Here is a 24114-nt window from a genome sequence, read left to right on the forward strand (position 1 = left end):
ACTGGGGCAAGCTTTACGTGTTGAGGATGAACAGGAATGATTGAACGCGGTAAATTTCGCTCACTAACGCTGGTCAATTGGAACGGCTTTTTCGCCCGCACCTTCGATTTGGATGAACTGGTTACCACGCTATCTGGTGGTAACGGCGCGGGGAAATCCACCACGATGGCTGCTTTTATTACGGCGTTGATCCCTGACCTGACGTTACTGCACTTCAGAAATACGACTGAAGCCGGTGCCACCAGTGGCTCACGCGATAAAGGTCTGCACGGTAAATTGCGTGCAGGCGTCTGCTACTCCACGCTGGATGTCGTTAACTCGCGTCATCAGCGCGTGCTGGTTGGAGTTCGCCTCCAGCAGGTTGCAGGACGCGACCGTAAAGTCGATATCAAACCTTTCACCATTCAGGGGTTACCGACGGCGATACAGCCGACGCAAATTCTGACGCAGGTAGTCGGCGATCGTCAGGCTCGCGTACTGTCGTTGCAGGAACTGAAGGATCGCGTCGAGGAGATGGAAGGCGTTCAGTTCAAGCAGTTTAACTCCATCACCGATTATCATTCGCTGATGTTTGATTTGGGCGTGGTGCCTAGGCGCTTGCGTTCAGCCTCCGATCGCAGCAAGTTTTATCGCCTGATTGAAGCCTCGCTATATGGCGGTATTTCCAGTGCGATTACGCGCTCGCTGCGTGATTACCTGCTACCAGAAAACAGCGGTGTACGTAAAGCGTTTCAGGATATGGAAGCGGCGCTGCGTGAAAACCGCATGACGCTGGAAGCGATTCGCGTTACCCAATCCGACCGCGATCTGTTCAAGCATCTGATCTCTGAAGCGACGTCCTATGTTGCTGCTGACTACATGCGACACGCCAATGAACGTCGTATTCATCTGGATGGTGCGTTAGAACTGCGTCGTGACCTGTTCTCCAGTCGTAAGCAACTGTCGAGCGAGCAATATCGCCATGTGGAAATGGCGCGAGAACTGGCGGAGCAGAGTGGGGCTGAAGGCGATCTGGAAACGGATTATCAGGCAGCCAGCGATCACCTAAATCTGGTGCAAACTGCCATGCGCCAGCAGGAAAAAATCGAGCGTTATAACGCCGATCTGGAAGAGTTGAGCTACCGCCTCGAAGAACAGAATGAGGTGGTGGAAGAGGCGCGGGAGCAGCAGGCGGAAAACGAAGAACGTGCCGATGCTGCCGAGTTGGAAGTGGATGAACTGAAAAGCCAGCTTGCCGATTACCAGCAGGCGTTGGACGTGCAGCAAACGCGCGCCATTCAGTACCAGCAGGCGCAACAAGCGCTTGAACGCGCCCGCACGCTGTGCCAGTTGCCGGATTTAACGGCAGAGAATGCGGATGAGTGGCTGGACAGCTATCAGGCGAAAGAGCAGGAAGCAACAGAGATTCTGCTGATGCTGGAACAGAAGCTCAGCGTGGCCGATGCGGCGCACGGTCAGTTCGAACAAGCCTACCAGTTAGTGAGTAAAATTGCCGGAGCGGTCAATCGCAACGAAGCCTGGCAGGTTGCGCGCGATTTGCTGCGCGACAGCGCTTCACTGCGTTATCAGGCGGAGCGAGTACAGCCGCTACGGATGCGTTTGTCTGAACTGGAACAGCGCCTGCGTGAACAACAGGATGCTGAGCGGTTATTGCAGGATTTCAGCAAGCGCAACGGTCAGGATTATCAGCCAGAAGAACTGGAGTCGCTCCAGCAAGAACTTGATGCGCGGATCGAAACCCTGTCAGCGCTGGTGGCGGAAGCGGGTGAGCGCCGTATGGCGCTGCGTCAGGAACTTGAGCAGACCCAACAGCGCATTCAGAAACTGACGGTGCGTGCGCCAGTCTGGCTGGCCGCACAGGAAATGCTGACGCAACTGAGCGAGCAGAGCGGTGAAACGTTTGAAGATAGCCGTCAGGTGACGGAATTCATGCAGCAACTGCTGGAGCGCGAGCGTGAAACCTCGGTTGAGCGCGATGACATCGCCGCTCGCAAACGTCAAATCGAGGCGCAGGTTGAGCGACTAAGCCAACCCGGTGGTTCCGAAGACCCGCGTTTGAACGCGCTGGCGGAACGTTTTGGCGGCGTGCTGTTGTCTGAAATATATGATGATGTCACGCTGGATGATGCCCCGTATTTCTCGGCGCTTTATGGCCCGTCCCGCCATGCGATTGTGGTGCCCGATCTTTCGCTGATCCGCGAGCAGCTTGCCGGTCTGGAAGATTGCCCAGAGGATCTGTATCTGATCGAAGGTGATCCGCAGTCATTTGATGACAGCGTGTTTGCGGTTGAAGAACTGGAACGTGCTGTCGTGGTGAAAATCGCGGAGCGCCAGTGGCGTTATTCTCGTTTCCCAGAAGTGCCGCTGTTTGGTCGCGCCGCGCGGGAAATGCGGCTGGAAGGTCTACGTGATGAGCGCGAAGCGTTGGCAGAGCAGTACGCGACGCTGTCATTTGACGTGCAGAAAACGCAACGCTTGCACCAGTCTTTCAGTCGATTCATCGGTACGCATCTGGCTGTCGTTTTTGATGACGATCCCGAAGCAGAAATTCGTACACTTAGTTCCCGTCGTGGCGAGCTGGATCGTGCGATGGCCAACTTTGATGGCGAAAACCAGCAGCAGCGCCAGCAATACGATCAGGCGAAAGAAGCCAGCGCACAACTGAATAAACTGATTCCGCGTATTAGCCTGTTGTGCGATGAAACGTTGCAGGATCGCGTGGAAGAGATCCGGGCGGAGTTGGATGAAACCGAAGAATCTGCCCGTTTTATCCAACAGCACGGGGCAACGCTGGTTAAGCTGGAGCCTCTGGTTTCTGTCTTGCAAAGCGACCCGCAGCAGCATGAACAATTGCAGGAAGATTATGCTCAGGCGCAGAACGCACAGCGGCAGGCAAAACAGCAGGCATTTGCGCTGACTGAGGTTGTGCAGCGTCGCGCGCACTTTAGCTATGCTGATTCGGCTGGCATGTTGGGTGAAAATGCGGGTCTGAATGACAAACTGCGCCAGCGGCTGGAACAGGCGGAGGCTGAACGTGCAAAAGCACGCGAACAGCTACGCCAGCATCAGGCACAACTGACGCAGTACAGTCAGGTTCAGGCCTCGCTAAAAAGCTCTTATGACGCCAAACAGGACATGCTGAAGGAACTGACGCAGGAACTTCAGGATATCGGTGTGCGTGCGGATGCCGATGCTGAAGCGCGCGCCCGCCAGCGTCGTGATGAGCTACATGCCGCATTAAGCACCAACCGTTCGCGGCGTAATCAGTTGGAAAAACAGATTACGTTCTGTGAAGCGGAAATGGACAGTTTGCAGAAGAAACTGCGCAAGCTGGAGCGTGATTATCACCAGATGCGTGAGCAAGTTGTCACCGCGAAAGCGGGCTGGTGTGCAGTCATGCGTTTGGTGAAAGACAACGGCGTCGAGCGCCGTCTGCACCGCCGTGAACTGGCGTACATGGAAGGCGATGAGCTGCGTTCCATGTCGGATAAGGCGTTGGGTGCACTGCGTCTGGCGGTGGCGGATAACGAACATCTGCGCGATGTACTGCGGCTTTCCGAAGATCCGAAGCGACCCGAGCGCAAAATTCAGTTCTATATTGCCGTTTACCAGCATCTGCGTGAGCGTATCCGTCAGGATATTATCCGCACCGATGATCCGGTAGAGGCCATTGAGCAGATGGAAATCGAGCTTAACCGATTGACTGAAGAGCTGACGGCGCGTGAGCAAATGCTGGCTATCAGCTCTCGTAGCGTGGCAAACATCATTCGTAAGACGATCCAGCGTGAGCAGAACCGTATTCGGATGCTGAACCAGGGGCTACAAGCGGTTGCGTTTGGTCAGGTGAAGAGCGTTCGCTTGAACGTCAATGTGCGCGAAACGCATACCACGTTACTCAATGTGCTGTCCGAACAGCAGGAAATGCATCAGGATCTGTTTAACAGTAATCGTCTGACCTTCTCGGAAGCGCTGGCGAAATTGTATCAACGGCTTAATCCTGAAATTGATATGGGGCAACGCACGCCGCAGACGATCGGTGAAGAGCTACTGGATTACCGAAACTACCTTGAAATGGAAGTTGAGGTTAACCGTGGTGCGGATGGTTGGCTGCGGGCGGAGAGCGGGGCGCTATCGACCGGGGAAGCGATTGGTACTGGGATGTCGATTCTGGTCATGGTGGTACAGAGCTGGGAAGAAGAGTCTAAGCGCCTGCGTGGCAAAGATATTATTCCGTGCCGTTTACTCTTCCTCGATGAAGCGGCGCGTCTGGATGCCAAGTCGATCGCGACGCTATTCGAGCTCTGCGACCGCCTGGAAATGCAGTTAGTTATCGCGGCACCGGAAAATATCAGCCCCGAAAAGGGAACTACCTATAAGCTGGTGCGTAAAGTTTACCAGAACAATGAGCACGTCCATGTGGTTGGGCTGCGTGGGTTCGGAACGGAAGCGCCAGAGCAAGCTTTGTAGCTATGAGTTCTGCTGTTATTTTCTTCTATAATGATAAAGCCGCTTTTTTAAGCGGCTTTATTTTTACTTAAAGAGAAGGCTGACGACGAATGGGTTCATCAAATACGAAGATAATACCCAGAAGAAGAAGCAAAAATATTTTTCTCTTTATATACTGACGATAAAACGATTGCAGGCCGTAGAGGGATTTACGGGCGTATGTTGTAAAGTGGCATGCGGTAATAATGGCGCTATATAAAAACGATCCTATTTCATTCTTTATCGTTTTCTATACGAGGAAAGTGAAAGAATGAGTTTACGCTAGTGTGACCGTGTGCGAGCGAATTCGGTTTGTTATTTCCATGTTCAACGTGGATTGTCGTGAAAGCATAGTGATTAATGAGTACAGGGGATAAATGGATGTTGTTGTTACATAAGCGAAAAATGGTCAGGCTAATGTTGCGCGTGGGTTGTATTTGGGTCGGAAGCCTGTCTCCTTCGTTTTCGGTGTTGTCAGCGTCTCCGACGGTGTTGCCTGGATTATCACAAAGCGCGGGTGTGGTTTCTGTCGAGAAGAGTCGGGCAGGGCTTTTGGCTGCGCTGCCACACGGTATGGCGGTGCATTATCTCTCTGATTTATCATCACTTTATGCCAAAAATAGAATGCAACCGATGTGGGCAGATAACCGCGCTGTTCAACAGTTTCAGCAGCAGCTTGCTGAATTGGCGATAGCGGGTGTACAGCCGCAGTTCACCACGTGGGTGACCTGGCTGGCTGACCCTCAACTAACCGGATTTGCGCGTGATGTCGTGTTATCGGATGCGATGCTGGGCTATTTGCAGTTCGTTTCTGGCGTGGAGCGTAACGGCAATGACTGGTTGTACAGCAGCGTGCCTTATCGTCTGCAATCACCTGCGCTGAATAGCATTTCTCAATGGCAACAGGCCGTGGAGTCCGGCACCAGTGCGGCCTATGTGGTGTCGCTGGCACCGCCGCATTCGCAATACGCCAAAATGCATGAAGCATTGAAGATAATGCTGACGGACACGCGTCCCTGGCCGAACCTGAATCTGGCGGAATCTCTGCGCCCGGAACAGCAGAGCCGTGAATTGACCGTGCTGCGTGAGATCTTGCAACGTACTGGCATGTTATCGTCAACGGAGAGCATCACGCTTTTTAATGAAAATGTCGCTGCAACAACCACGTCGCTAACCGCACAAACCGCTGTTGTCGATGGCGCGACCAACGCAGACGATCGTTACACGGGAGAATTGGTTGAGGCGGTTAAACGCTTCCAGCAGTGGCAAGGGCTGGAAGATGATGGTGTGATTGGTAAGCGCACGCGTGATTGGCTCAATGCCTCTCCGCAAATGCGAGCAACGTTGCTGGCGTTGAATATCCAGCGTCTGCGCTTGTTACCGGATAATGTTCATACCGGTATCATGGTGAACATTCCCAATTACTCACTCATCTATTATCAGGATGGTGCCGAACGTTTATCGTCGCGCGTCATTGTTGGGCAACCGAAACGTAAGACGCCGCTAATGAGCAGTTCGCTGTATAATGTCGTGGTCAACCCGCCGTGGAATGTCCCTACGACGCTAACCCGACAGGATATTATTCCTAAAGTGGTGCGCGATCCCGGTTATTTACAGCGTCACGGCTATACGGTGCTGTCCGGCTGGAGTCAGGATGCAGAAGCCATTGACCCCTCAATGATCGATTGGCAGGGCGTGTCGGCAGAGCGCTTCCCCTATCGCCTGCGTCAGGCACCTGGGGCAAACAATTCGCTGGGGCGTTATAAGTTTAATATGCCGAATTCAGAAGCGATTTATCTGCACGACACACCGAATCATAACCTGTTCCAGCGTGATATCCGGGCGCTGAGTTCCGGCTGCGTGCGGGTCAATAAGGCATCAGAACTGGCTAACATGCTGCTACAGGATGCTGGCTGGAATAATACCCGCATTTCTTCCACGCTAGATCAGGGAAATACCACCTTTGTTTCAATGAAACATCGGATTCCTGTTAATCTCTATTACCTGACCGCGTGGGTCGCGGAAGATGGTAAACCGCAGTTCCGAACAGATATTTACAATTATGATGATATCGCCCGAGCGGGGACGAAAGTGCTGTCCAGCGCTGGGCTGTTGCTTCAGTAAGTATTGAAAACACGGGTATTAGCGGTACTGGCTTTTTATTGTTTTGCGGGAGAACGATGCGATCTCCCGCAAACCCGTAAGCAAAGCGGGTTGACTCACTTTTCTCTGGCAGTTAAGGTTCAAGGCGGTGCGTTTTGTACCGCTTTTATACCGTTCTTTTAGCCAGGATACTCGTTCTATGGATCACATTGACAATCATCGTCGTAAGTGGCTTGCACTGGGTGGTGCTGCCTTGGGCATCGCACTGCTTCCCGGTCAGGCATTTGCAACGTTATCTACGCCTCGGCCACGAATTTTGACGCTGGATAACCTGAATACTGGAGAACGGCTGAAAACGGAATTCTTTGATGGCAAACGGTATAACAAATCAGAACTCTCCCGCCTAAATCATTTTTTCCGCGATTACCGCGCTAATAAAATCAAAACGATTGATCCGCAACTTTTCGATCAGCTCTATCGTTTACAGGTCATGCTGGGCACCAACAAGCCCGTGCAACTGATTTCTGGTTATCGCGCAGTAGATACCAATAACGAATTACGTGCGCATAGCCGGGGTGTGGCAAAGCAGAGTTACCACACGAAAGGGCAGGCAATGGATTTCCATATTCAAGGTGTTCAATTGGCCAATATTCGCAAAGCTGCCACCAAAATGCGTGCCGGTGGGGTGGGCTACTACCCGCGCAGTGATTTCGTTCACATCGATACTGGTCCGGTCCGCACCTGGTAATCGGCTATAGCAGTGCGACACTTTTCTGATACGGCTCGCAGCAATATAGCGAGCCGTTTAGTTATTCAACATGGAGTGATATGAAATATCAAATTGTCCCTGTGACGGCATTTAGCCAGAACTGCACATTATTATGGTGTGAAAAAACCAATGAAGCGGCGATTGTCGATCCCGGTGGTGACGCAGAAAAAATCAAACAAGCCGTCGTTGATGCGGGGATTACGGTTAAACAAATTCTGTTGACGCATGGACATTTAGATCACGTCGGTGCAGCAGCGGAACTGGCCGAACACTATCAAGTAGCAATTATTGGCCCGCAAAGTGAAGATGCTTTTTGGCTGGACGGGTTACCTGCACAGAGCCGGATGTTTGGTCTGGAAGAGTGCGCGCCACTGACGCCATCACGCTGGCTAAAGGAAGGTGATGAGGTTAGCGTGGGCGAAACGACGCTGGCGGTTTTCCACTGTCCGGGTCACACACCGGGTCACATTGTATTCTTTGATGCCGAATCGCGTCTGGCACAGGTAGGCGATGTAATTTTCAATGGTGGCGTAGGGCGCACCGATTTCCCTCAAGGCGATCATCAGGCGTTGATTGCGTCCATCAAAAATAAACTACTGCCGCTGGGGGACGATGTGACATTTATTCCGGGCCATGGTCCGATGTCAACCTTAGGACATGAACGTAAAACCAATCCTTTCCTGCGTGAAGATGCCGCAATTTGGTAGTGTTTTATTGGCTTGAAAAGCAGAAATAAAAAAGCCGACACAGGGTGTTAATGCTATTCACTTAAGCGTGGATTTAGGGGGAAACACGGGGATGAGGTTCCCGCAGGGATACCTCGCACCGTGGTAGCCCCCAGTATCTCGTTTCTTAAACGATCGGCATTAGACACTGGGTGTCGGCTTTTTTGATCGCAGAACGATCAGAGTACGGCAACAATCGCTTCGCAGAGCGGCGCCATGTTTTCTGGCGTCATCCCAGCAACGTTGACACGGCCAGAGTTCACCGCATAAACGCCGAATTCGTCGCGCAGACGCAGAACCTGTTCCTTGGTCAAGCCGCTGAATGAGAACATCCCATTCTGGTTGATAATGAAGGAGAAATCCTGCTGCGCACCTTTTTCCTGCAAGGTATTGACGAACAACTGACGCATACGTTGAATGCGCTCACGCATCGCCGTCAGTTCCTGCTCCCAAATGGCCTTCAGTGCATCGTTACCCAAGATGGTAGCAACAACGGTTGCGCCGTGTGACGGTGGGTTAGAGTAGTTTGCGCGAATAGCGGCTTTCACCTGGCTGAATGCTTTATCTGCCGTTGCAGCATCAGCGGCCACCAGCGTACAGGCACCGACACGCTCATTGTACAAACCGAAGTTTTTAGAGTACGAGCTGCATACGATCAGTTCATCGTGAAGTGCGGCAAAGAGGCGCAGACCTTCCGCATCTTCTTCGAGCCCACGGGCAAAGCCCTGATAGGCGAAGTCAAACAGCGGTAGCCAACCTTTCGCTACCGACAGCTCTGCTAGTTTAGCCCACTGCTCGGCGGTAGGATCGATACCGGTCGGGTTATGGCAACAGCCGTGGAACAGTACCACGTCGCCTGCCTGTGCGGCATTCAGGCTGTTCAGCAGGCCATCAAAATCCAGCGCATGGTTTGCGGCATCGTAGTAATCATATTGGCAAATTTCTAAACCGACGGCAGAGAACACATTATTGTGATTTGGCCAGGTTGGGTTGCTGATCCAAATACGTTTTGCTGACGTCTGGTTGGCAATGAAATCAGCAGCTACGCGTAACGCACCCGTTCCGCCAGGCGTTTGTGCTGTACGAGCCCGTTTGTCGGCAATGATGGCATTCTGCTTGCCAAACAACAGTTCCTGCGTGCACTGACCAAATGCTGGCAGACCGTCGATGCCCAGATAGTTTTTGGTGGTTTCATTTTCCAGCAGATAGTGTTCTGCTTTTTTCACGCTGGTCAGAACCGGAGTTTTACCGGTTTCATCTTTATAGACACCAATACCCAGATTGATTTTATTCGCGCGGTCATCGGCGCGGAAAAGATCGGTCAGCCCGAGAATAGGATCGGCCGGTGCGGCAGAGATATTTTCAAACATTGCCAGAATGTTCCATAACTGAGATGAAATAAGAATTCTCAGAGTACCGTCAGTAAAAGGCTTTGCCAACCGTTGATGTCAAAAAGAAAGGGAAATAACAGGGAGAAGGAGAGAGACGAAATAAAAGACTGGTTAGGTGAGAATAATTGGCGCAGCGTGGTGCAAAACATAAACAAAAAATGCGGGAACGTTTTTCAATGTCGCTGGCGACGGCTCGTAGGGCGTTATCTAAAACACAATAAAAAAGACAGAGCCGAAGCTCTGCCTTTTCATGCAATACGAACGATTAACTCGTTACGTTATGCTGCGACAACTTAGAACTGATAGATTACACCGACGTCTACACGGTCGCTGTTTTCTTGATTAAATGTCTTAGTCTTGTCTTTATCCAGCAGGCTGATGTCGTACTCAACATAGGTAGAGAAGTTTTTGTTGAATGCGTAAGTTGCACCAACGCTTGCATATTTAACAGCGTAGTCGTTAGCAACGTTATTAATTTTGTCTTTACGAGATACGTAAGCAATGGTAGGCGTTAAACCGAAATCGAAGTTGTACTGTGCAACCACTTCAAAGATTTTGCTCTCATCAGCAATTCTGCCATCTGAGCTGCTGGTCAAGAAGAAATTACGACTTTCGCCGTAAACTGCTGCAACATAGATGTTGTTTGCGTCATATTTCAGACCTGTTGACCATACGTCAGCACGATCACCTTTAGCGCCAGCAGCATTTTGCTGGTCTTTAGTACGGTCATACGCACCGTAAGAGGCAACCACACCTACGCCGAAATCGGTATCATAGGACAGAGATGTCGCCCACGCATCACCATGTTGACGATCCAGACGTGAAATTTTAGCGTCACCGTCGTTCTCGTCTTTAGCGAGATATTGCAGACCGAAACCTAAACCGTCAACCAGACCAAAGAGATTGGAAGTGTTGAACGTTGCGGCGTTACCGATACGACCAGTCAGAGTATCAGTAACGCTGCTGTCGCCGCCGTTTTCTGGCAGTACGTCAGTATAGGCCAGAGCGTTGTAAGCGACGCCACTATTACGGCCATAGTCAAAAGAGCCGAAATCAGCAAATTTCAGTCCAGCAAATGCCTTACGGGTTTTGCCTTCATCATTATTTTTACTTTCTGTATTGTTAGCACCGAACTGGTATTCGAAAGTACCGTAACCTGTCAGGTCGCTAGTGATCTGCGTTTGGCCTTTAAAGCCCAGGCGAGCGGTAGTATTGTCTTCGTTTTCTGCACTCTGGTTTTGGAACGCATAACCTGCATGCACACGACCAGTCAGATCCAGCTTGTTCGCATCTTTATTATAGATTTCTGCTGCGTTGGCAGCGCCTGCGACTAACAGAGCTGGGATTACTACTGCAAGAATGTTGCGTTTCATCATTATTACCCTCATTGGTGTTATTTAGACACCTGCCACTGCCATAAATAATTCTTTAGGGAACTATTCCTGAAAGTTTGGTGTCTTCCTGTGTCTGAACGCAGTTTTCCATTCACTCGCCCGTTAATCCACCCTAAAGATGCTACAAACTTCGTAATCGAGTAACAAATAGAAAAATTATGTGTCAAAATGTAAAATACAGGGAACTTTTTGTGATATAACAAAAATTAAAAAAAAGAGCCGGGAAACCCGACTCTTTTTTTCTACATATTTGTTTTACTTATATTAAATTTTTATTTAGAAACTGGCATTCCGTGGTGTGCGTGGGAAAGGGATCACGTCGCGCACATTTTGTACACCGGTAACATAGGCAATCAGTCGTTCAAAACCTAAACCGAAACCGGAATGGGGAACAGTGCCGTAACGACGTAAATCACGATACCACCAGTAGTCTTCTTTATTCAGCCCCATCTCTTCCAGACGGCTATCCAACTGCGCCAAACGTTCTTCACGCTGAGAGCCACCGATGATTTCACCGATACCTGGTGCAAGAACATCCATCGCGGCAACGGTTTTACCGTCGTCATTCATACGCATGTAGAACGCTTTGATGTCTTTCGGATAGTTTTTAACCACAACCGGTGCTTTGAAGTGTTGCTCAGCCAGATAACGCTCATGCTCTGAGGAGAGATCAACGCCCCAGTAAACTGGGTTCTCGAACGGCTGCCCGCAATTCAGCAGGATATCGACGGCATCGGTGTAATCGACTTGGGCGAAATCGGAGCTGACAAATTTTTCCAGTCGAGTGATGGCTTCTTTGTCGACACGCTCAGCAAAGAACGCCATATCATCTGCACGCTCGTTCAATACGGCCTGGAAAACATATTTCAGCAGGTTTTCAGCCAGACCGGCTACGTCATCCAACGTGGCGAAAGCGACTTCCGGTTCGATCATCCAAAACTCGGCCAGATGGCGGCTGGTGTTGGAGTTTTCTGCGCGGAAGGTTGGACCGAAGGTATACACGTTGGACAGCGCACAGGCGTAGGTTTCGCCATTCAACTGGCCGGATACGGTCAGGAATGCTTCTTTACCAAAGAAATCTTCACTGAAATCGACTTTACCTTGCTCGGTACGTGGCAGATTCTCCAGATCGAGGGTAGAAACGCGGAACATTTCGCCCGCCCCTTCGGTATCGGATGCGGTAATCAGCGGGGTTGATACCCAGAAGTAACCATTCTCATGGAAGAAACGGTGAATCGCCTGCGCCAGCGTATGGCGAACACGCGCCACGGCACCGATCAGATTGGTACGTGGACGTAAGTGCGCGACTTCACGCAGGTATTCGATACTGTGACGCTTCGCCGCCATCGGATAGGTATCGGGATCGTCAACCCAGCCGACAACGTTGACGTGGGTGGCTTGCAGTTCGAAGCTTTGTCCTTCGCCCGGGGAAGCAACGACGTTACCGGTGATTTCAACGGAACAGCCGGTGGTCAGGTGCAGTACGTCATCCTGATAATTGGAGAGATTATTATTAACGACAGCCTGTAATGGATTAAAGCAGGAGCCGTCATAAACGGCGATAAAGGAGATACCGGCTTTAGAATCTCTCCGGGTACGTACCCAGCCGCGCACGGTGACTTCGCTGTCAACGGCGACACGGCCTTGCAGTACATCGACTACAGGCACTACGCTCATAAAATTCTCTCTTTAATTAATCGTGTTTAAGAAATATATCGTGGTTAAAACGTCAAATGGCCCAATCCGAGCCATTCGCTATGTTACTTGCGATGCAACAGGACACAAGCAGAAATCACCGGAATGGCGCGAAGTTTTCGCTCATGCCGGTGAATCTGCTGCAAAGTTGGTCAACATCTATAGGGGAAAGCCTCAACTGGCCTTTTTCACGCGGGGTAAGTCAAAGGCTTTGCGTAACTCACACACGAAGTTCTGATCCTGACAGATGGTTTTACCTGGGCTATCGGAAAGTTTTGCTACCGGTTTGCCGTTACATTCCACCAGCTTGATAACGATATTCAGCGGTTGTACGCTGGGGATATCACACGTCAGACGTGTACCTATGCCAAATACCAGATTCACACGTTGGTAAAAATGACGATACAGCGCCAGCGCTTTATCCAGATTTAGATTGTCGGAGAAGACCAGCGTTTTGCTCATCGGATCAATGTTCAAGCGTTGATAATGTGCAATGGCTTTCTCCCCCCAATCGACCGGATCGCCAGAATCGTGGCGTAGCCCCTGATAGGCTTCGGCGAACGGTAAATCGAAATCGCGTAGGAAGGCATCCATGGTGATGCAATCAGTCAATGCAATGCCTAAATGCGTGGAATATTCACGCAGCCACATGTCTAGTGCAGCGCGCTGGCTGTTTGCCAGCGTCGGACTAATCTGCTGATGTGCTTGAAACCACTCGTGTGCTTGCGTACCGACGGGGGTGATGCCCAAACGGCGCGCCAGATCGTAATTACTGGTGCCGATGAGATAAGGAAAATCGGCTTGCAGCACCGTAACAATCGTCTGCTGAACGTGGTGTGAGAAGCGGCGACGTGTTCCAAAATCCATCAGCTTAAATTGGCTGAGATCCACATCCGCGCTGTTCTGGCGGAAGCTCTCCAGTGAGGCAGACAGTTGGACGAGTGCCTGCTCAGTCGTGACGTTGGGCGAACGATGCCGATGCACGACTTCACTGATCACCGCCAGCAGGGGAACTTCCCACAGAATCACTTCACGCCACGGTCCGGTGATACGGATATCCAGTTTGCCAGCGTGATTCTTGATCGACACCTGCTGTGGATTGAAACGGAAGTCCCGCAGCCAGTGGAGATAATCTGGTTTAAAGAACGGCAGAGAAGAAAGGTAGGTGAACTCATCGTCACTCAATGACAGGAAACGCATCAGATCGACCTGATGGGCTATCTCGTCGGCGTAAACGCCTAATAACTCATCGCCACGGCAGCGGAATTCAGCCGCAACATCGACATCATAATAATGATGATACACCGCCTGTTGCATATGCAGCTTGTAGGCATCGGTATCCAGCAATGAGTGCAAAATCGGGGAAGTGTGCAAAGTCATAATGCGTTACAGCATCCTTGTAAGATGCCTATCCACCATCGGGACAATCAGCAATGTCCGGTCAGTATACCTTGATTATCTGTTTATTACATTACGACAACATAGCGAGATGTGCGGGAGGCGAACCACGGTACGATGATTATCCTCATAATTTTGTTGTGATAACATTAAGGTAACAGGTATAGACTTGATCTTTGATGTTTATGACGAGGTGGAAACTTTATATGAATCAACAGCCGCAAATAAAATATCGCCATGACTACCGTGCGCCGGATTACACCATTACCGATATAGCACTGGATTTCGATCTTCATGCTGAAAAAACTCGCGTAAAAGCCGTTAGCCAAGTGGTGCTGCAAGGGGACGCTGGCGCGCCGTTGACGCTGGATGGAGAAGGGTTGACGCTGATTAGTCTGAGCGTTGATGGCCAGCCATGGACACATTACCAGCAGCAGGACGATGGCCTGATTCTGACGCAATTGCCAGCGAGTTTTACGCTCAGTATTGAAACGGACATCAATCCTGCCGCCAATAGCGCACTGGAAGGGTTATACCTCTCTGGTGACGCGCTCTGTACGCAGTGTGAGGCCGAAGGATTCCGCCACATTACCTATTATCTCGACCGACCGGATGTGCTGGCGAAATTCACGACGCGCATCACCGCAGATAAAGCTCGCTATCCTTATTTACTCTCTAACGGTAACCGTATGGCGCAAGGAGAGCTGGAAGGTGGTCGCCACTGGATTGAATGGCAGGACCCGTTCCCGAAACCGGCTTATCTGTTTGCACTGGTTGCTGGGGATTTTGATGTCCTTGAAGATCGCTTCACGACGCGTTCTGGTCGCGATGTTGCGTTGGAGCTGTACGTTGACCGTGGCAACCTCGATCGCGCGGATTGGGCGATGACTTCGCTGAAAAATTCGATGAAGTGGGACGAAGAGCGTTTCGGTCTGGAATACGATCTCGACATCTATATGATCGTCGCCGTGGATTTCTTCAACATGGGGGCGATGGAAAATAAAGGGCTGAACGTATTTAATTCCAAATACGTGCTGGCCAAGGCGGAAACCGCGACGGATAAAGACTATCTGAACATTGAAGCGGTGATCGGCCATGAATATTTCCACAATTGGACGGGCAACCGTGTCACCTGCCGCGACTGGTTCCAGCTTAGCCTGAAAGAAGGGCTGACGGTGTTCCGCGATCAGGAATTCAGTTCCGATCTGGGATCGCGTCCAGTAAATCGCATTGATAACGTGCGAGTGATGCGGGGTGCGCAGTTTGCCGAAGATGCCGGCCCGATGTCGCATCCGATTCGTCCCGATCAGGTGATCGAGATGAATAACTTCTATACGCTGACGGTCTATGAAAAAGGATCGGAAGTGATCCGCATGATGCACACCTTATTAGGTGAAGAAGGCTTCCAGGCAGGCATTCGTCTGTATTTTGCGCGTCACGACGGCAGCGCGGCGACCTGTGATGACTTCGTGCTGGCGATGGAAGAGGCTTCTGGCGTCGATCTCACGCAGTTCCGCCGCTGGTACAGCCAGTCGGGCACGCCAGTATTGACGGTGCATGATGATTACGATCCGCAGACGCAACAATATCTGCTGAGTGTGAGCCAAACGACGCCAGTCGGTGCCGACAAACAGCAGAAGCTGCCGCTGCACATTCCGCTGGATATTGAACTGTACGATCTGCAAGGGAAGGTGATTCCGCTCCAGAAAGACGGGCAACTGTTGTCGTCAGTACTGAATGTAACTGAATCTGAGCAAACGTTCATTTTCGATCATGTACCTTGCCGCCCGATTCCTTCTTTATTACGTGAGTTTTCTGCACCGGTAAAACTGAATTATGCCTGGAGTGACGAACAACTGACGTTCCTGATGTGTCATGCGAGTAATGCGTTCTCGCGTTGGGATGCAGCACAGAGCCTGTTGGCTAACTATATTCGTCTGAACGTGTCTCGCTACCAGCAGAAACAACCGCTTTCTGTACCGATGCATGTCGTCGATGCTTTCCGTGGTGTATTGCTGGATGACAAACTGGATCCGATGCTGGCTTCTCAGATTCTGACATTGCCGAGCGAAAACGAAATTGCTGAACTGTTTGATATCATCGATCCCACCGCTATCGCTGCCGTACGTGACAGCATGACGCGTACGATGGCAAAAGAGATGGCGGATGAGTGGTTGGCGGTATACCACGCGAATCATGCGCCGCAATATCGTATTGAACATGCCGATATGGGCAAACGTGCGCTGCGCAACGTCTGCCTGCATTATCTGGCATTCAGCGATGCGGATCAGGCGGATAAACTGGTGCAAGCACAGTTCCGTCAAGCGGATAACATGACCGACTCGCTGGCGGCGCTAGCGGCGGCGGTTGACGCTCAACTGCCCGTGCGTGATGAATTGCTGACGCAGTTTGATGACCGCTGGCATCAGGATGGTTTGGTCATGGACAAATGGTTCGCGCTGCAAGCCACTAGCCCAGCAGATAATGTGCTAACCCGCGTGCGTGACTTGTTGCAACACCGTTCATTCAGCCTGAACAACCCTAACCGCCTGCGTTCGTTGGTGGGGGCGTTTGCCGCGTCAAATCCATCGGCTTTCCATGCAGAAGATGGCAGCGGTTATCGCTTTCTGACGGAGATTCTAACCGATCTGAACACCCGCAATCCGCAGGTCGCGGCACGGATGATCGAACCCTTGATCCGCCTGAAACGCTATGATGTTAAACGTCAGGCGCAAATGCGTCAGGCGCTGGAGCAACTGAAGACGTTGGAAAATCTGTCTGGCGATCTGTTCGAGAAAATCAGCAAAGCACTGCAAGACTAATTCCGTCACGGTCGTTCCTCTATCACACGCGGTAGCCTGCTGCGTGTGATATTTCCCCCCACGCTAATTTCTTACTTCCGCAAACGTTTTACTTTCCGCAGAGATGGCACTACCATCACCGACCGTGAGTTAAACCGTAATCCACTATTGCTTACTTTCTGCGTAAGCAAGATACCTTTGTGATAGGGATCTCAGGAGACAATATGTTCTATCCCGTTATCAAAAAAGCCCTGTTTCAGCTCGATCCAGAGCGTGCACATGAGCTGACCTTCCAACAATTACGCCGTATTACCAACACGCCTTTTGAATTTCTCGTCCGTCAATCCGTTCCGACTAAACCCGTTACCTGCATGGGATTATCTTTTAAAAATCCACTGGGTTTGGCTGCGGGATTAGATAAAGACGGCGAATGCATCGATGCGTTAGGCGCAATGGGATTTGGTTTTATTGAAGTGGGGACGGTAACGCCGCGTCCACAAGCCGGTAATGATAAACCAAGATTATTCCGCGTAGTGGAAGCGGAAGGGTTGATCAACCGGATGGGATTCAATAATAAAGGCGTGGATTATCTGGTCGAGAATGTAAAGAAAACGCGTTTTGGCGGTGTATTAGGGATCAATATTGGCAAGAATAAAGATACGCCAGTTGAGCAAGGCAAAGACGATTATTTGATCTGTATGGATAAGGTTTATCCTCACGCGGGCTATATCGCTATCAACATTTCGTCACCCAATACGCCGGGATTACGTAGCCTGCAATATGGCGACGCGCTGGACGATCTTTTGCTGGCGATAAAGAATAAGCAGACAGAATTAAAAGAGAAGCATCAGAAATATGTCCCAGTGGCCGTGAAGGTCGCCCCGGATCTTTCTGAAGAAGAATTGATCCAAATTGCCGATAGTTTGGTTCGCCATAACATTGATGGTGTGATTGCCACTAATACGACGCTCGATAGGAAACTGATTCAGGGGCTAAATCATTGCGGACAAACGGGAGGATTAAGTGGTCGCCCATTGCAGATGAGCAGCACGGAAATTATCCGTCGTTTGTCACAGGAATTAGCGGGACGTTTACCGATTATTGGCGTTGGTGGTATTGATTCTCTGGTTGCCGCACGTGAAAAAATGGAGGCTGGCGCATCGCTGGTACAGATATATTCTGGCTTTATTTTCCATGGTCCTCGCCTGATTAAAGATATCGTTACACATATTTAATCCGAAATGCCTTTCATTTTTAGCTGGGGGTTTATTTATCCCCCCAGCTAGTCTATATTTTATCCGTTTGCGTAAATAACCTATCAACCGATGTCTGATCTTCTTACCGCACCGTTTATAGAGATGAACGATTATTGCAATGTGAGAAAACACAATCAGCCATTTCTGATATTTCTACTGTGAAGGCGAAGGGTAAATAATATGAAGTTAAAACCTGACGATAACTGGCGCTGGTATTTTGATACCGAACACGATCGCCTAATGTTGGATCTGGCTAACGGCATGTTATTCCGTTCTCGTTTTCCTTCTAAAATGCTAACGCCGGATGCATTTAATGAATGTGCATTTTGCGTTGACGATGCCGCATTGTTTTTTACTTATAATGATAAATGCCAGAAAGTGGCATTACATCGCGATCTTCAGGGTGAATTAGTTCTGAATGCGCTGGTGGCAAGTCGATTCTTAAAACCGCTCATGCCAAAAAGCTGGCACTTCATCCAACAACCGGATGCCGTGGCCTATTCACCGCAGACGGGGGATGTTGTACAGGTACAGCTCACCGAAACGCATGAAATGGCCTGTTTTCTGGTGGCGGAAGCGGGAGATAAAGCCTGTCTCTGTTTGCTGGCGCAAGAACAACTGCCATTAAATGGGAAAATGATGGTGCTGGGCGACGCCATAAAAATCATGCACGACAGATTAATGCCTGCCGTCGTTCAGAATAGGGCCGAGTGGGAAACCACGCTGGGTGACGGTACGTTGGCATTTGAGTACGCCAAGGTCGTCTAAACCCCCGTCATACTTTAAGCTGCATACATGCTGGCTTTTCTTCGGCTATTGCAGATGAACGTCACTCTGCGGAATACAGCTACAGGTAAGAATCTCATCGTTTTCCCTGATGGCACTTTGCTTCAGCGCGGAAACCTCTCCGCAGACTAACGTCAATTTACAGCAACCGCACAGTCCAGCCCGACAAGAATAGGGGATTCGAATACCCTGTTGCTCCAATTGTTCCAGCAAAATTTGCTGATTATTTCCTTGCAACAATTTTCCCTGATAGTGGATGGTGACGGTCTGTTCGCTTTTTTCGGGAACGACAAGGTTTTCGACCACCTGAGCGGAACCATAAGGACGCGGTGGTTTGGTCGCTAACACTTCCAATGTGTCGCCCACGCGAATGATGCCTGTATTTCTGGCGACCAGATTTTGCCCAAAATCGACGTCACCGTTGTCGGCAGTACGGAAAGATTGCAGCGTTGCCAACGGCTCTGCTGACGGGTGTTTACGCCCGCGTTCGATGCTGACGGTAGTTAGAATGCAGCGGCTACAGGGTTTGACGACGTCAAAAACAACCTCGCCAATACGAATGGTCTTCCAGCTATCTTCGGCAAAGGCTTCTGCGCCCGTCACCACCAGATTAGGGCGAAATTGTTCAATTTTAATGCCGGCGGAGCAGCGCTGGCGTAGCGCCTGAAATGACGCATCATTGACTAATAGAAACGGATAACCATCGGCAAAAGCCAGAGGAACATCGGGATAATGCTTTACCCGCCGTGACGGCGCATTGCCCACCCAACGCAACTGCACGGCGCGCTGAAAATAGTGGCTTAACCAACGATTGATAGCATCGGGTGCAACGCTCGCGGTGAAGTGTGTTCCCCACACTTCTGTCGGCTGAGGTGATTCGGTAAAGTCGGCAAAACGAATCGTGGCCGTTTGACCATCCGGCGCGGCAATAAACAGCCCATCCGGTAGCAACGCGGGAGTAAATAACACCATTTGTGGATACTGGCGGGCAGTAATAAATGTGCCATCAGGTTCGGTGATCATGAACGCACGATCGTTCGCCAAACCGCTGACAGACGCCATCGCGTGGGACAGTTGCAACCCCCGCATCGATTTTACTGGGTGTATATAAAGCCGCGTTACGCCGATCACTGACCTGTTCCTTGCCGAAGTAAAGCGGCAACTTTATGACAAGCGTCTCGGATTAGCTATAATGCGCCCCAATTTCTTTTTTACTGTTTTTCTTTTTGGTGATAGTGACGACATGAATGCTTTGTTTGCCAGCACGGCGCGGGGACTGGAAGAGTTATTAAAGAGCGAGCTCGAATCATTGGGTGCGCAGTCCTGTGCGGTTGTGCAGGGCGGTGTCCATTTTGAGGGTGACAACCGCCTGCTGTACAAGAGCCTGTTGTGGAGCCGTCTGGCGTCGCGCATTCTGCTGCCGCTGAATGAATTCAAGGTGCACAGCGATCTGGATTTGTATCTGGGCGTGCAGGCGATTGACTGGTCAACGATCTTTAGCATCGATAAAACCTTTGCCGTGCATTTTACCGGCACCAATGAAGATATCCGTAACAGTCAGTACGGCGCGTTAAAAGTCAAAGATGCGATTGTGGATAGCTTTACGCGCAAAACCGGGCAGCGACCGGACGTGGCGAAACAGCAGCCGGATATTCGCGTTAACGTCTTTTTGCAGCGTGATATGGCCAGCGTGTCGCTGGACTTAAGCGGCGACGGCTTACATCAGCGCGGTTACCGCGATCTGGCCGGACTCGCACCGTTAAAAGAAAATCTGGCGGCAGCGATTGTGTTGCGCTCCGGCTGGCAGAGCGGCACGCCGCTGGTCGATCCGATGTGTGGTTCCGGTACGTTGCTGATCGAAGCCGCCATGATTGCGTCCGATCGCGCGCCCGGTTTACACCGTACACACTGGGGATTTAACGCCTGGTTAAAGCACGATGTTGAACTGTGGCGCGAAGTGATTGCAGAAGCACAAGTGCGCGCCCGCCAAGGTTTGCAGGCAACCACGTCACGCTTCTTCGGATCGGATAATGACCGCCGAGTGATTGAGATCGCCAAAGCTAATGCGCGTCGCGCAGGCGTTGCCGAACTGATTTCTTTTGACGTGAGGGATGCGGCACAGCTAAAAAATCCACTGCCAGAAGGCCCGAAAGGGACGGTTGTCAGCAACCCACCTTACGGTGAGCGTCTGGAAAGTGAACCTGCGTTGATCGCCCTACATAATATGCTGGGTCGTAAGATGAAAAGCGACTTTGGTGGCTGGCAGCTCTCGCTGTTCAGTGCGTCGCCGGAGCTACTGAGCTGTCTGCAACTGCGTGCTGAACGTCAATTCAAGGCGAAAAACGGCCCGCTGGACTGTGTGCAGAAGAATTATCAACTGGCAGAAACGCAGGGGGAATCTGCGGGGCAAATCGCAGAAGACTTTGCTAACCGCCTGCGTAAGAACCTGCGCAAGCTGGAAAAATGGGCGAAGCAGCAGGGGATTGAATGCTATCGCCTCTATGATGCCGATTTGCCTGAATATAATGTGGCGGTTGATCGCTACGGCAGTTGGGTCGTGGTACAAGAGTATGCCCCGCCGAAAACCATTGATGCGCAAAAGGCGCGTCAGCGCCTGTTTGATGTGATTAACGCGACGCTGAGCGTGCTGGAATTACCGTCGAACCGTCTGGTACTGAAAACGCGCGAACGTCAGAAAGGTAAAAACCAGTATGAGAAACTGGCACAGAAAGGTGACTTCCTGCTGATGGAAGAGTTTGGTGCCAAGCTGTGGGTCAACCTGACCGATTACCTCGATACTGGTCTATTCCTCGACCACCGCATCGCCCGCAAAATGCTGGGTGAGATGAGCCGTGGCAAAGACTTTCTCAACCTGTTTGCCTACACCGGCACGGCGAGTGTGCACGCTGGATTAGGCGGTGCACGTTCAACGACTACCGTCGATATGTCACGCACCTATCTGGAATGGGCGGAGAAAAACCTGCGGGTGAATGGCCTGAGCGGGCGTCAGCATCGCTTAATCCAAGCGGATTGCCTGTCATGGTTACATAACGGCCATGAACAGTTTGATGTGATCTTCATTGACCCGCCGACCTTCTCGAACTCAAAACGGATGGAAGAGTCGTTTGATGTCCAGCGCGATCATCTGGCGCTGATGAAAGATCTCAAACGCCTGTTGCGCCGTGGTGGCACTATCATGTTCTCGAATAATAAACGCGGCTTCCAGATGGATATTGCTGGCCTGACCGCGCTGGGGTTGAACGCCAAAGAAATCACAGCGCAGACCCAATCACAAGATTTTGCTCGTAATCGTCAAATTCATAACTGCTGGCTGCTAACGCATGCCGGTGAGGAAAAGTAACCGATGTCTTTAATTAGTGTTGCAGGAGCATGGCTGTCGTTTAGTGATGCGCCGTTGTTGGATAACACCGAACTCCATATCGAAGAGAATGAGCGCGTTTGTCTGGTTGGGCGCAACGGTGCGGGTAAATCGACGCTACTGAAAATTCTGGCCAAAGACATTCCGTTGGATGATGGCCGTATCATCTATGAACAAGATCTGATCGTCGCGCGTCTGCAACAGGATCCGCCGCGCGATGTTGCCGGTAGCGTGTTCGATTTTGTTGCTGAAGGGGTCGCGGCACAGGCGGGTTACCTGAAGGATTACCATGCCATGTTGCGCCTGGTAGAGACGGATCCCAGTGAAAAGAACCTGAACCAGCTCGCTAAGTTGCAGGACATTCTGGAGCATCAGGGGTTGTGGCAACTGGAGAGCCGTATTCACGAAGTGCTGGAACAGCTTGGCCTGTCTGCGGATGCTCCGCTGGCGTCGCTTTCTGGTGGCTGGTTGCGTAAAGCGGCACTCGGCAGAGCGCTGGTAAGTTCACCGCGCGTGCTGCTGTTGGATGAACCGACTAACCATCTGGATATCGAGACGATTGACTGGCTGGAAACCTTCTTGAAAACATTCCAGGGGAGCATCGTCTTTATCTCCCATGACCGTTCATTTATTCGCAATATGGCGACCCGGATTGTCGATCTTGATCGCGGTAAACTGGTTTCCTGGCCGGGTAATTACGAGAAATATCTGGAAGGAAAAGAAGAAGCACTGCGGGTGGAAGATCTGCAAAATGCGGAGTTCGATCGCAAACTGGCACAGGAAGAAGTGTGGATCCGTCAGGGCATCAAGGCCCGGCGTACCCGTAACGAAGGGCGCGTGCGGGCGCTGAAGGCAATGCGTCAGGATCGTGCGCAGCGTCGAGAAGTTATGGGCTCGGCGAAAATGCAGGTTGAAGAGGCTGCCCGTTCCGGCAAGATAGTGTTCGAGTTGGAAGACGTAAGCTATCAGATTGACAATAAGATACTGACACGCAATTTCTCTGCTCAGGTACAGCGTGGTGACAAGATTGCATTGGTGGGGCCGAATGGCTGCGGTAAGACTACACTGCTAAAATTGATGCTGGGTGGGTTAGAACCGGTCAGCGGACGTGTACACTGTGGCACGAAGCTGGAAGTTGCCTATTTCGATCAGCACCGCGCTGAACTCGATCCAGAACGTACGGTGATGGACAATCTGGCGGAAGGCAAACAGGAAGTGATGGTCAACGGCCGCTCACGTCATGTGCTGGGCTACTTGCAGGACTTTCTGTTCCATCCGAAACGTGCGATGACGCCAGTAAAAGCGCTGTCAGGTGGGGAACGTAACCGTCTGCTGCTGGCACGCTTGTTCCTCAAGCCTAGTAACCTGCTGATTCTTGATGAACCGACCAACGATCTGGATGTGGAAACGCTGGAACTACTGGAAGAATTAATCGAAAGTTATCAGGGAACCGTTCTACTGGTCAGCCACGATCGTCAGTTCGTGGATAATTCGGTCACTGAATGCTGGATCTTTGAAGGCGAGGGCAAGATTTCCCGTTTTGTCGGCGGTTATTTCGATGCGCAACAACAGCGTGCAACGACAACACCCCTGCGAACGACGACGGCTCCGGCAGTCACCGCGCCGGTGGCAACGGCGAACACCGCACCGTCCGCTAAACGAAATACTGGGAAATTAAGTTATAACCACCAGCGCGAATTAGAGCAGTTACCGCTGCGTATTGAACAACTGGAACAGGACATTGCGTCGCTGCAAGCGCAGATGAACGATGCCAGTTTCTTTAGTCGCCCACATGATGAAACACAGTCGGTACTGACCGCACTGGCGGAAGCGGAAAGTGCATTGGAAGCCTGCTTCGCACGTTGGGAAGCGCTTGAAGCACAGAAAAACGGCTAATCTGCGCTGTTTGTGTTATGTCATCAATACGGGAGG

At 51.1% G+C, this 24114-nt stretch carries 14 protein-coding genes; 9 read left to right on the forward strand and 5 right to left on the reverse strand.

All coding sequences use genetic code 11. The annotated features are described in order from the left end of the window. Nucleotides 1-36: 36 nt before the first annotated feature. From mukB to AACH44_RS09100, 4 genes are all read left to right on the forward strand, one after another. Nucleotides 37-4467, forward strand: coding sequence for a chromosome partition protein MukB (mukB, locus tag AACH44_RS09085; protein WP_338659574.1), 4431 nt, complete (start codon nucleotides 37-39; stop codon nucleotides 4465-4467). 399 nt (nucleotides 4468-4866) lie between these two features. After that, the gene (gene ldtD / locus AACH44_RS09090; protein WP_338659575.1) at nucleotides 4867-6609 is read left to right on the forward strand and encodes a L,D-transpeptidase; all 1743 of its coding nucleotides are present in this window, start codon (nucleotides 4867-4869) and stop codon (nucleotides 6607-6609) included. A 178-nt stretch (nucleotides 6610-6787) separates the two neighbouring features. After that, nucleotides 6788-7336, forward strand: a complete 549-nt coding sequence (locus AACH44_RS09095; protein ID WP_261849675.1) for a YcbK family protein — start codon at nucleotides 6788-6790, stop codon at nucleotides 7334-7336. 80 nt (nucleotides 7337-7416) lie between these two features. Further along, nucleotides 7417-8064, forward strand: a complete 648-nt coding sequence (locus tag AACH44_RS09100) for an MBL fold metallo-hydrolase (RefSeq protein ID WP_261849676.1) — start codon at nucleotides 7417-7419, stop codon at nucleotides 8062-8064. Nucleotides 8065-8261: 197 nt separating this feature from the next. Here AACH44_RS09100 and AACH44_RS09105 read toward each other — a convergent pair whose 3' ends face one another. From AACH44_RS09105 to pncB, 4 genes are all read right to left on the reverse strand, one after another. Then, a complete protein-coding gene (locus AACH44_RS09105) occupies nucleotides 8262-9452 on the reverse strand; it encodes an amino acid aminotransferase (RefSeq protein ID WP_261849677.1) in 1191 nt (396 codons plus the stop codon). A gap of 314 nt (nucleotides 9453-9766) precedes the next feature. Beyond that, nucleotides 9767-10849: a porin gene (locus tag AACH44_RS09110; protein ID WP_338659576.1), complete on the reverse strand. Its 1083-nt coding sequence runs from the start codon at nucleotides 10847-10849 to the stop codon at nucleotides 9767-9769. 294 nt (nucleotides 10850-11143) lie between these two features. Next, nucleotides 11144-12544: an asparagine--tRNA ligase gene (asnS, locus tag AACH44_RS09115; RefSeq protein WP_261849678.1), complete on the reverse strand. Its 1401-nt coding sequence runs from the start codon at nucleotides 12542-12544 to the stop codon at nucleotides 11144-11146. A 192-nt stretch (nucleotides 12545-12736) separates the two neighbouring features. Further along, complete coding sequence (gene pncB, locus AACH44_RS09120; protein ID WP_261849679.1) at nucleotides 12737-13942, reverse strand: nicotinate phosphoribosyltransferase; 1206 nt, start codon at nucleotides 13940-13942, stop codon at nucleotides 12737-12739. A gap of 224 nt (nucleotides 13943-14166) precedes the next feature. Between pncB and pepN the strand changes: the two genes are divergently transcribed. From pepN to AACH44_RS09135, 3 genes are all read left to right on the forward strand, one after another. After that, on the forward strand, nucleotides 14167-16782 hold the full coding sequence (pepN, locus tag AACH44_RS09125; RefSeq protein ID WP_261849680.1) for an aminopeptidase N: 2616 nt from the start codon (nucleotides 14167-14169) through the stop codon (nucleotides 16780-16782). A gap of 203 nt (nucleotides 16783-16985) precedes the next feature. Next, on the forward strand, nucleotides 16986-17996 hold the full coding sequence (gene pyrD, locus AACH44_RS09130) for a quinone-dependent dihydroorotate dehydrogenase (protein WP_261849681.1): 1011 nt from the start codon (nucleotides 16986-16988) through the stop codon (nucleotides 17994-17996). Between the two features lie 201 nt (nucleotides 17997-18197). Further along, nucleotides 18198-18785 carry a cell division protein ZapC gene (locus AACH44_RS09135; protein WP_261849682.1) on the forward strand — a complete coding sequence of 196 codons (588 nt, stop codon included), beginning with the start codon at nucleotides 18198-18200 and terminating at the stop codon, nucleotides 18783-18785. Nucleotides 18786-18830: 45 nt separating this feature from the next. Here the strand turns inward: AACH44_RS09135 and AACH44_RS09140 are convergent, their stop codons facing one another. Further along, nucleotides 18831-19934 carry a YcbX family protein gene (locus tag AACH44_RS09140; RefSeq protein ID WP_261849683.1) on the reverse strand — a complete coding sequence of 368 codons (1104 nt, stop codon included), beginning with the start codon at nucleotides 19932-19934 and terminating at the stop codon, nucleotides 18831-18833. 112 nt (nucleotides 19935-20046) lie between these two features. Here AACH44_RS09140 and rlmKL point away from each other — a divergent pair, with 112 nt between their 5' ends. Beyond that, on the forward strand, nucleotides 20047-22164 hold the full coding sequence (gene rlmKL, locus AACH44_RS09145) for a bifunctional 23S rRNA (guanine(2069)-N(7))-methyltransferase RlmK/23S rRNA (guanine(2445)-N(2))-methyltransferase RlmL (RefSeq protein WP_261849684.1): 2118 nt from the start codon (nucleotides 20047-20049) through the stop codon (nucleotides 22162-22164). Between the two features lie 3 nt (nucleotides 22165-22167). Further along, on the forward strand, nucleotides 22168-24078 hold the full coding sequence (locus tag AACH44_RS09150) for an ABC transporter ATP-binding protein (RefSeq protein ID WP_261849685.1): 1911 nt from the start codon (nucleotides 22168-22170) through the stop codon (nucleotides 24076-24078). Nucleotides 24079-24114: the final 36 nt, after the last annotated feature.

It is taken from the genome of Pectobacterium araliae, assembly GCF_037076465.1.
In the GTDB taxonomy this organism is placed as follows: Bacteria; Pseudomonadota; Gammaproteobacteria; order Enterobacterales; family Enterobacteriaceae; genus Pectobacterium; species Pectobacterium araliae.

Excerpts from the sequence above, each read along its gene's own strand:
- mukB (WP_338659574.1), top strand. The coding sequence starts at position 37 with ATGATTGAACGCGGTAAATTTCGCTCACTAACGCTGGTCAATTGGAAC.
- ldtD (WP_338659575.1), top strand. The coding sequence starts at position 4,867 with ATGTTGTTGTTACATAAGCGAAAAATGGTCAGGCTAATGTTGCGCGTG.
- AACH44_RS09095 (WP_261849675.1), top strand. The coding sequence starts at position 6,788 with ATGGATCACATTGACAATCATCGTCGTAAGTGGCTTGCACTGGGTGGT.
- AACH44_RS09100 (WP_261849676.1), top strand. The coding sequence starts at position 7,417 with ATGAAATATCAAATTGTCCCTGTGACGGCATTTAGCCAGAACTGCACA.
- AACH44_RS09105 (WP_261849677.1), bottom strand. The coding sequence starts at position 9,452 with ATGTTTGAAAATATCTCTGCCGCACCGGCCGATCCTATTCTCGGGCTG.
- AACH44_RS09110 (WP_338659576.1), bottom strand. The coding sequence starts at position 10,849 with ATGATGAAACGCAACATTCTTGCAGTAGTAATCCCAGCTCTGTTAGTC.
- asnS (WP_261849678.1), bottom strand. The coding sequence starts at position 12,544 with ATGAGCGTAGTGCCTGTAGTCGATGTACTGCAAGGCCGTGTCGCCGTT.
- pncB (WP_261849679.1), bottom strand. The coding sequence starts at position 13,942 with ATGACTTTGCACACTTCCCCGATTTTGCACTCATTGCTGGATACCGAT.
- pepN (WP_261849680.1), top strand. The coding sequence starts at position 14,167 with ATGAATCAACAGCCGCAAATAAAATATCGCCATGACTACCGTGCGCCG.
- pyrD (WP_261849681.1), top strand. The coding sequence starts at position 16,986 with ATGTTCTATCCCGTTATCAAAAAAGCCCTGTTTCAGCTCGATCCAGAG.
- AACH44_RS09135 (WP_261849682.1), top strand. The coding sequence starts at position 18,198 with ATGAAGTTAAAACCTGACGATAACTGGCGCTGGTATTTTGATACCGAA.
- rlmKL (WP_261849684.1), top strand. The coding sequence starts at position 20,047 with ATGAATGCTTTGTTTGCCAGCACGGCGCGGGGACTGGAAGAGTTATTA.
- AACH44_RS09150 (WP_261849685.1), top strand. The coding sequence starts at position 22,168 with ATGTCTTTAATTAGTGTTGCAGGAGCATGGCTGTCGTTTAGTGATGCG.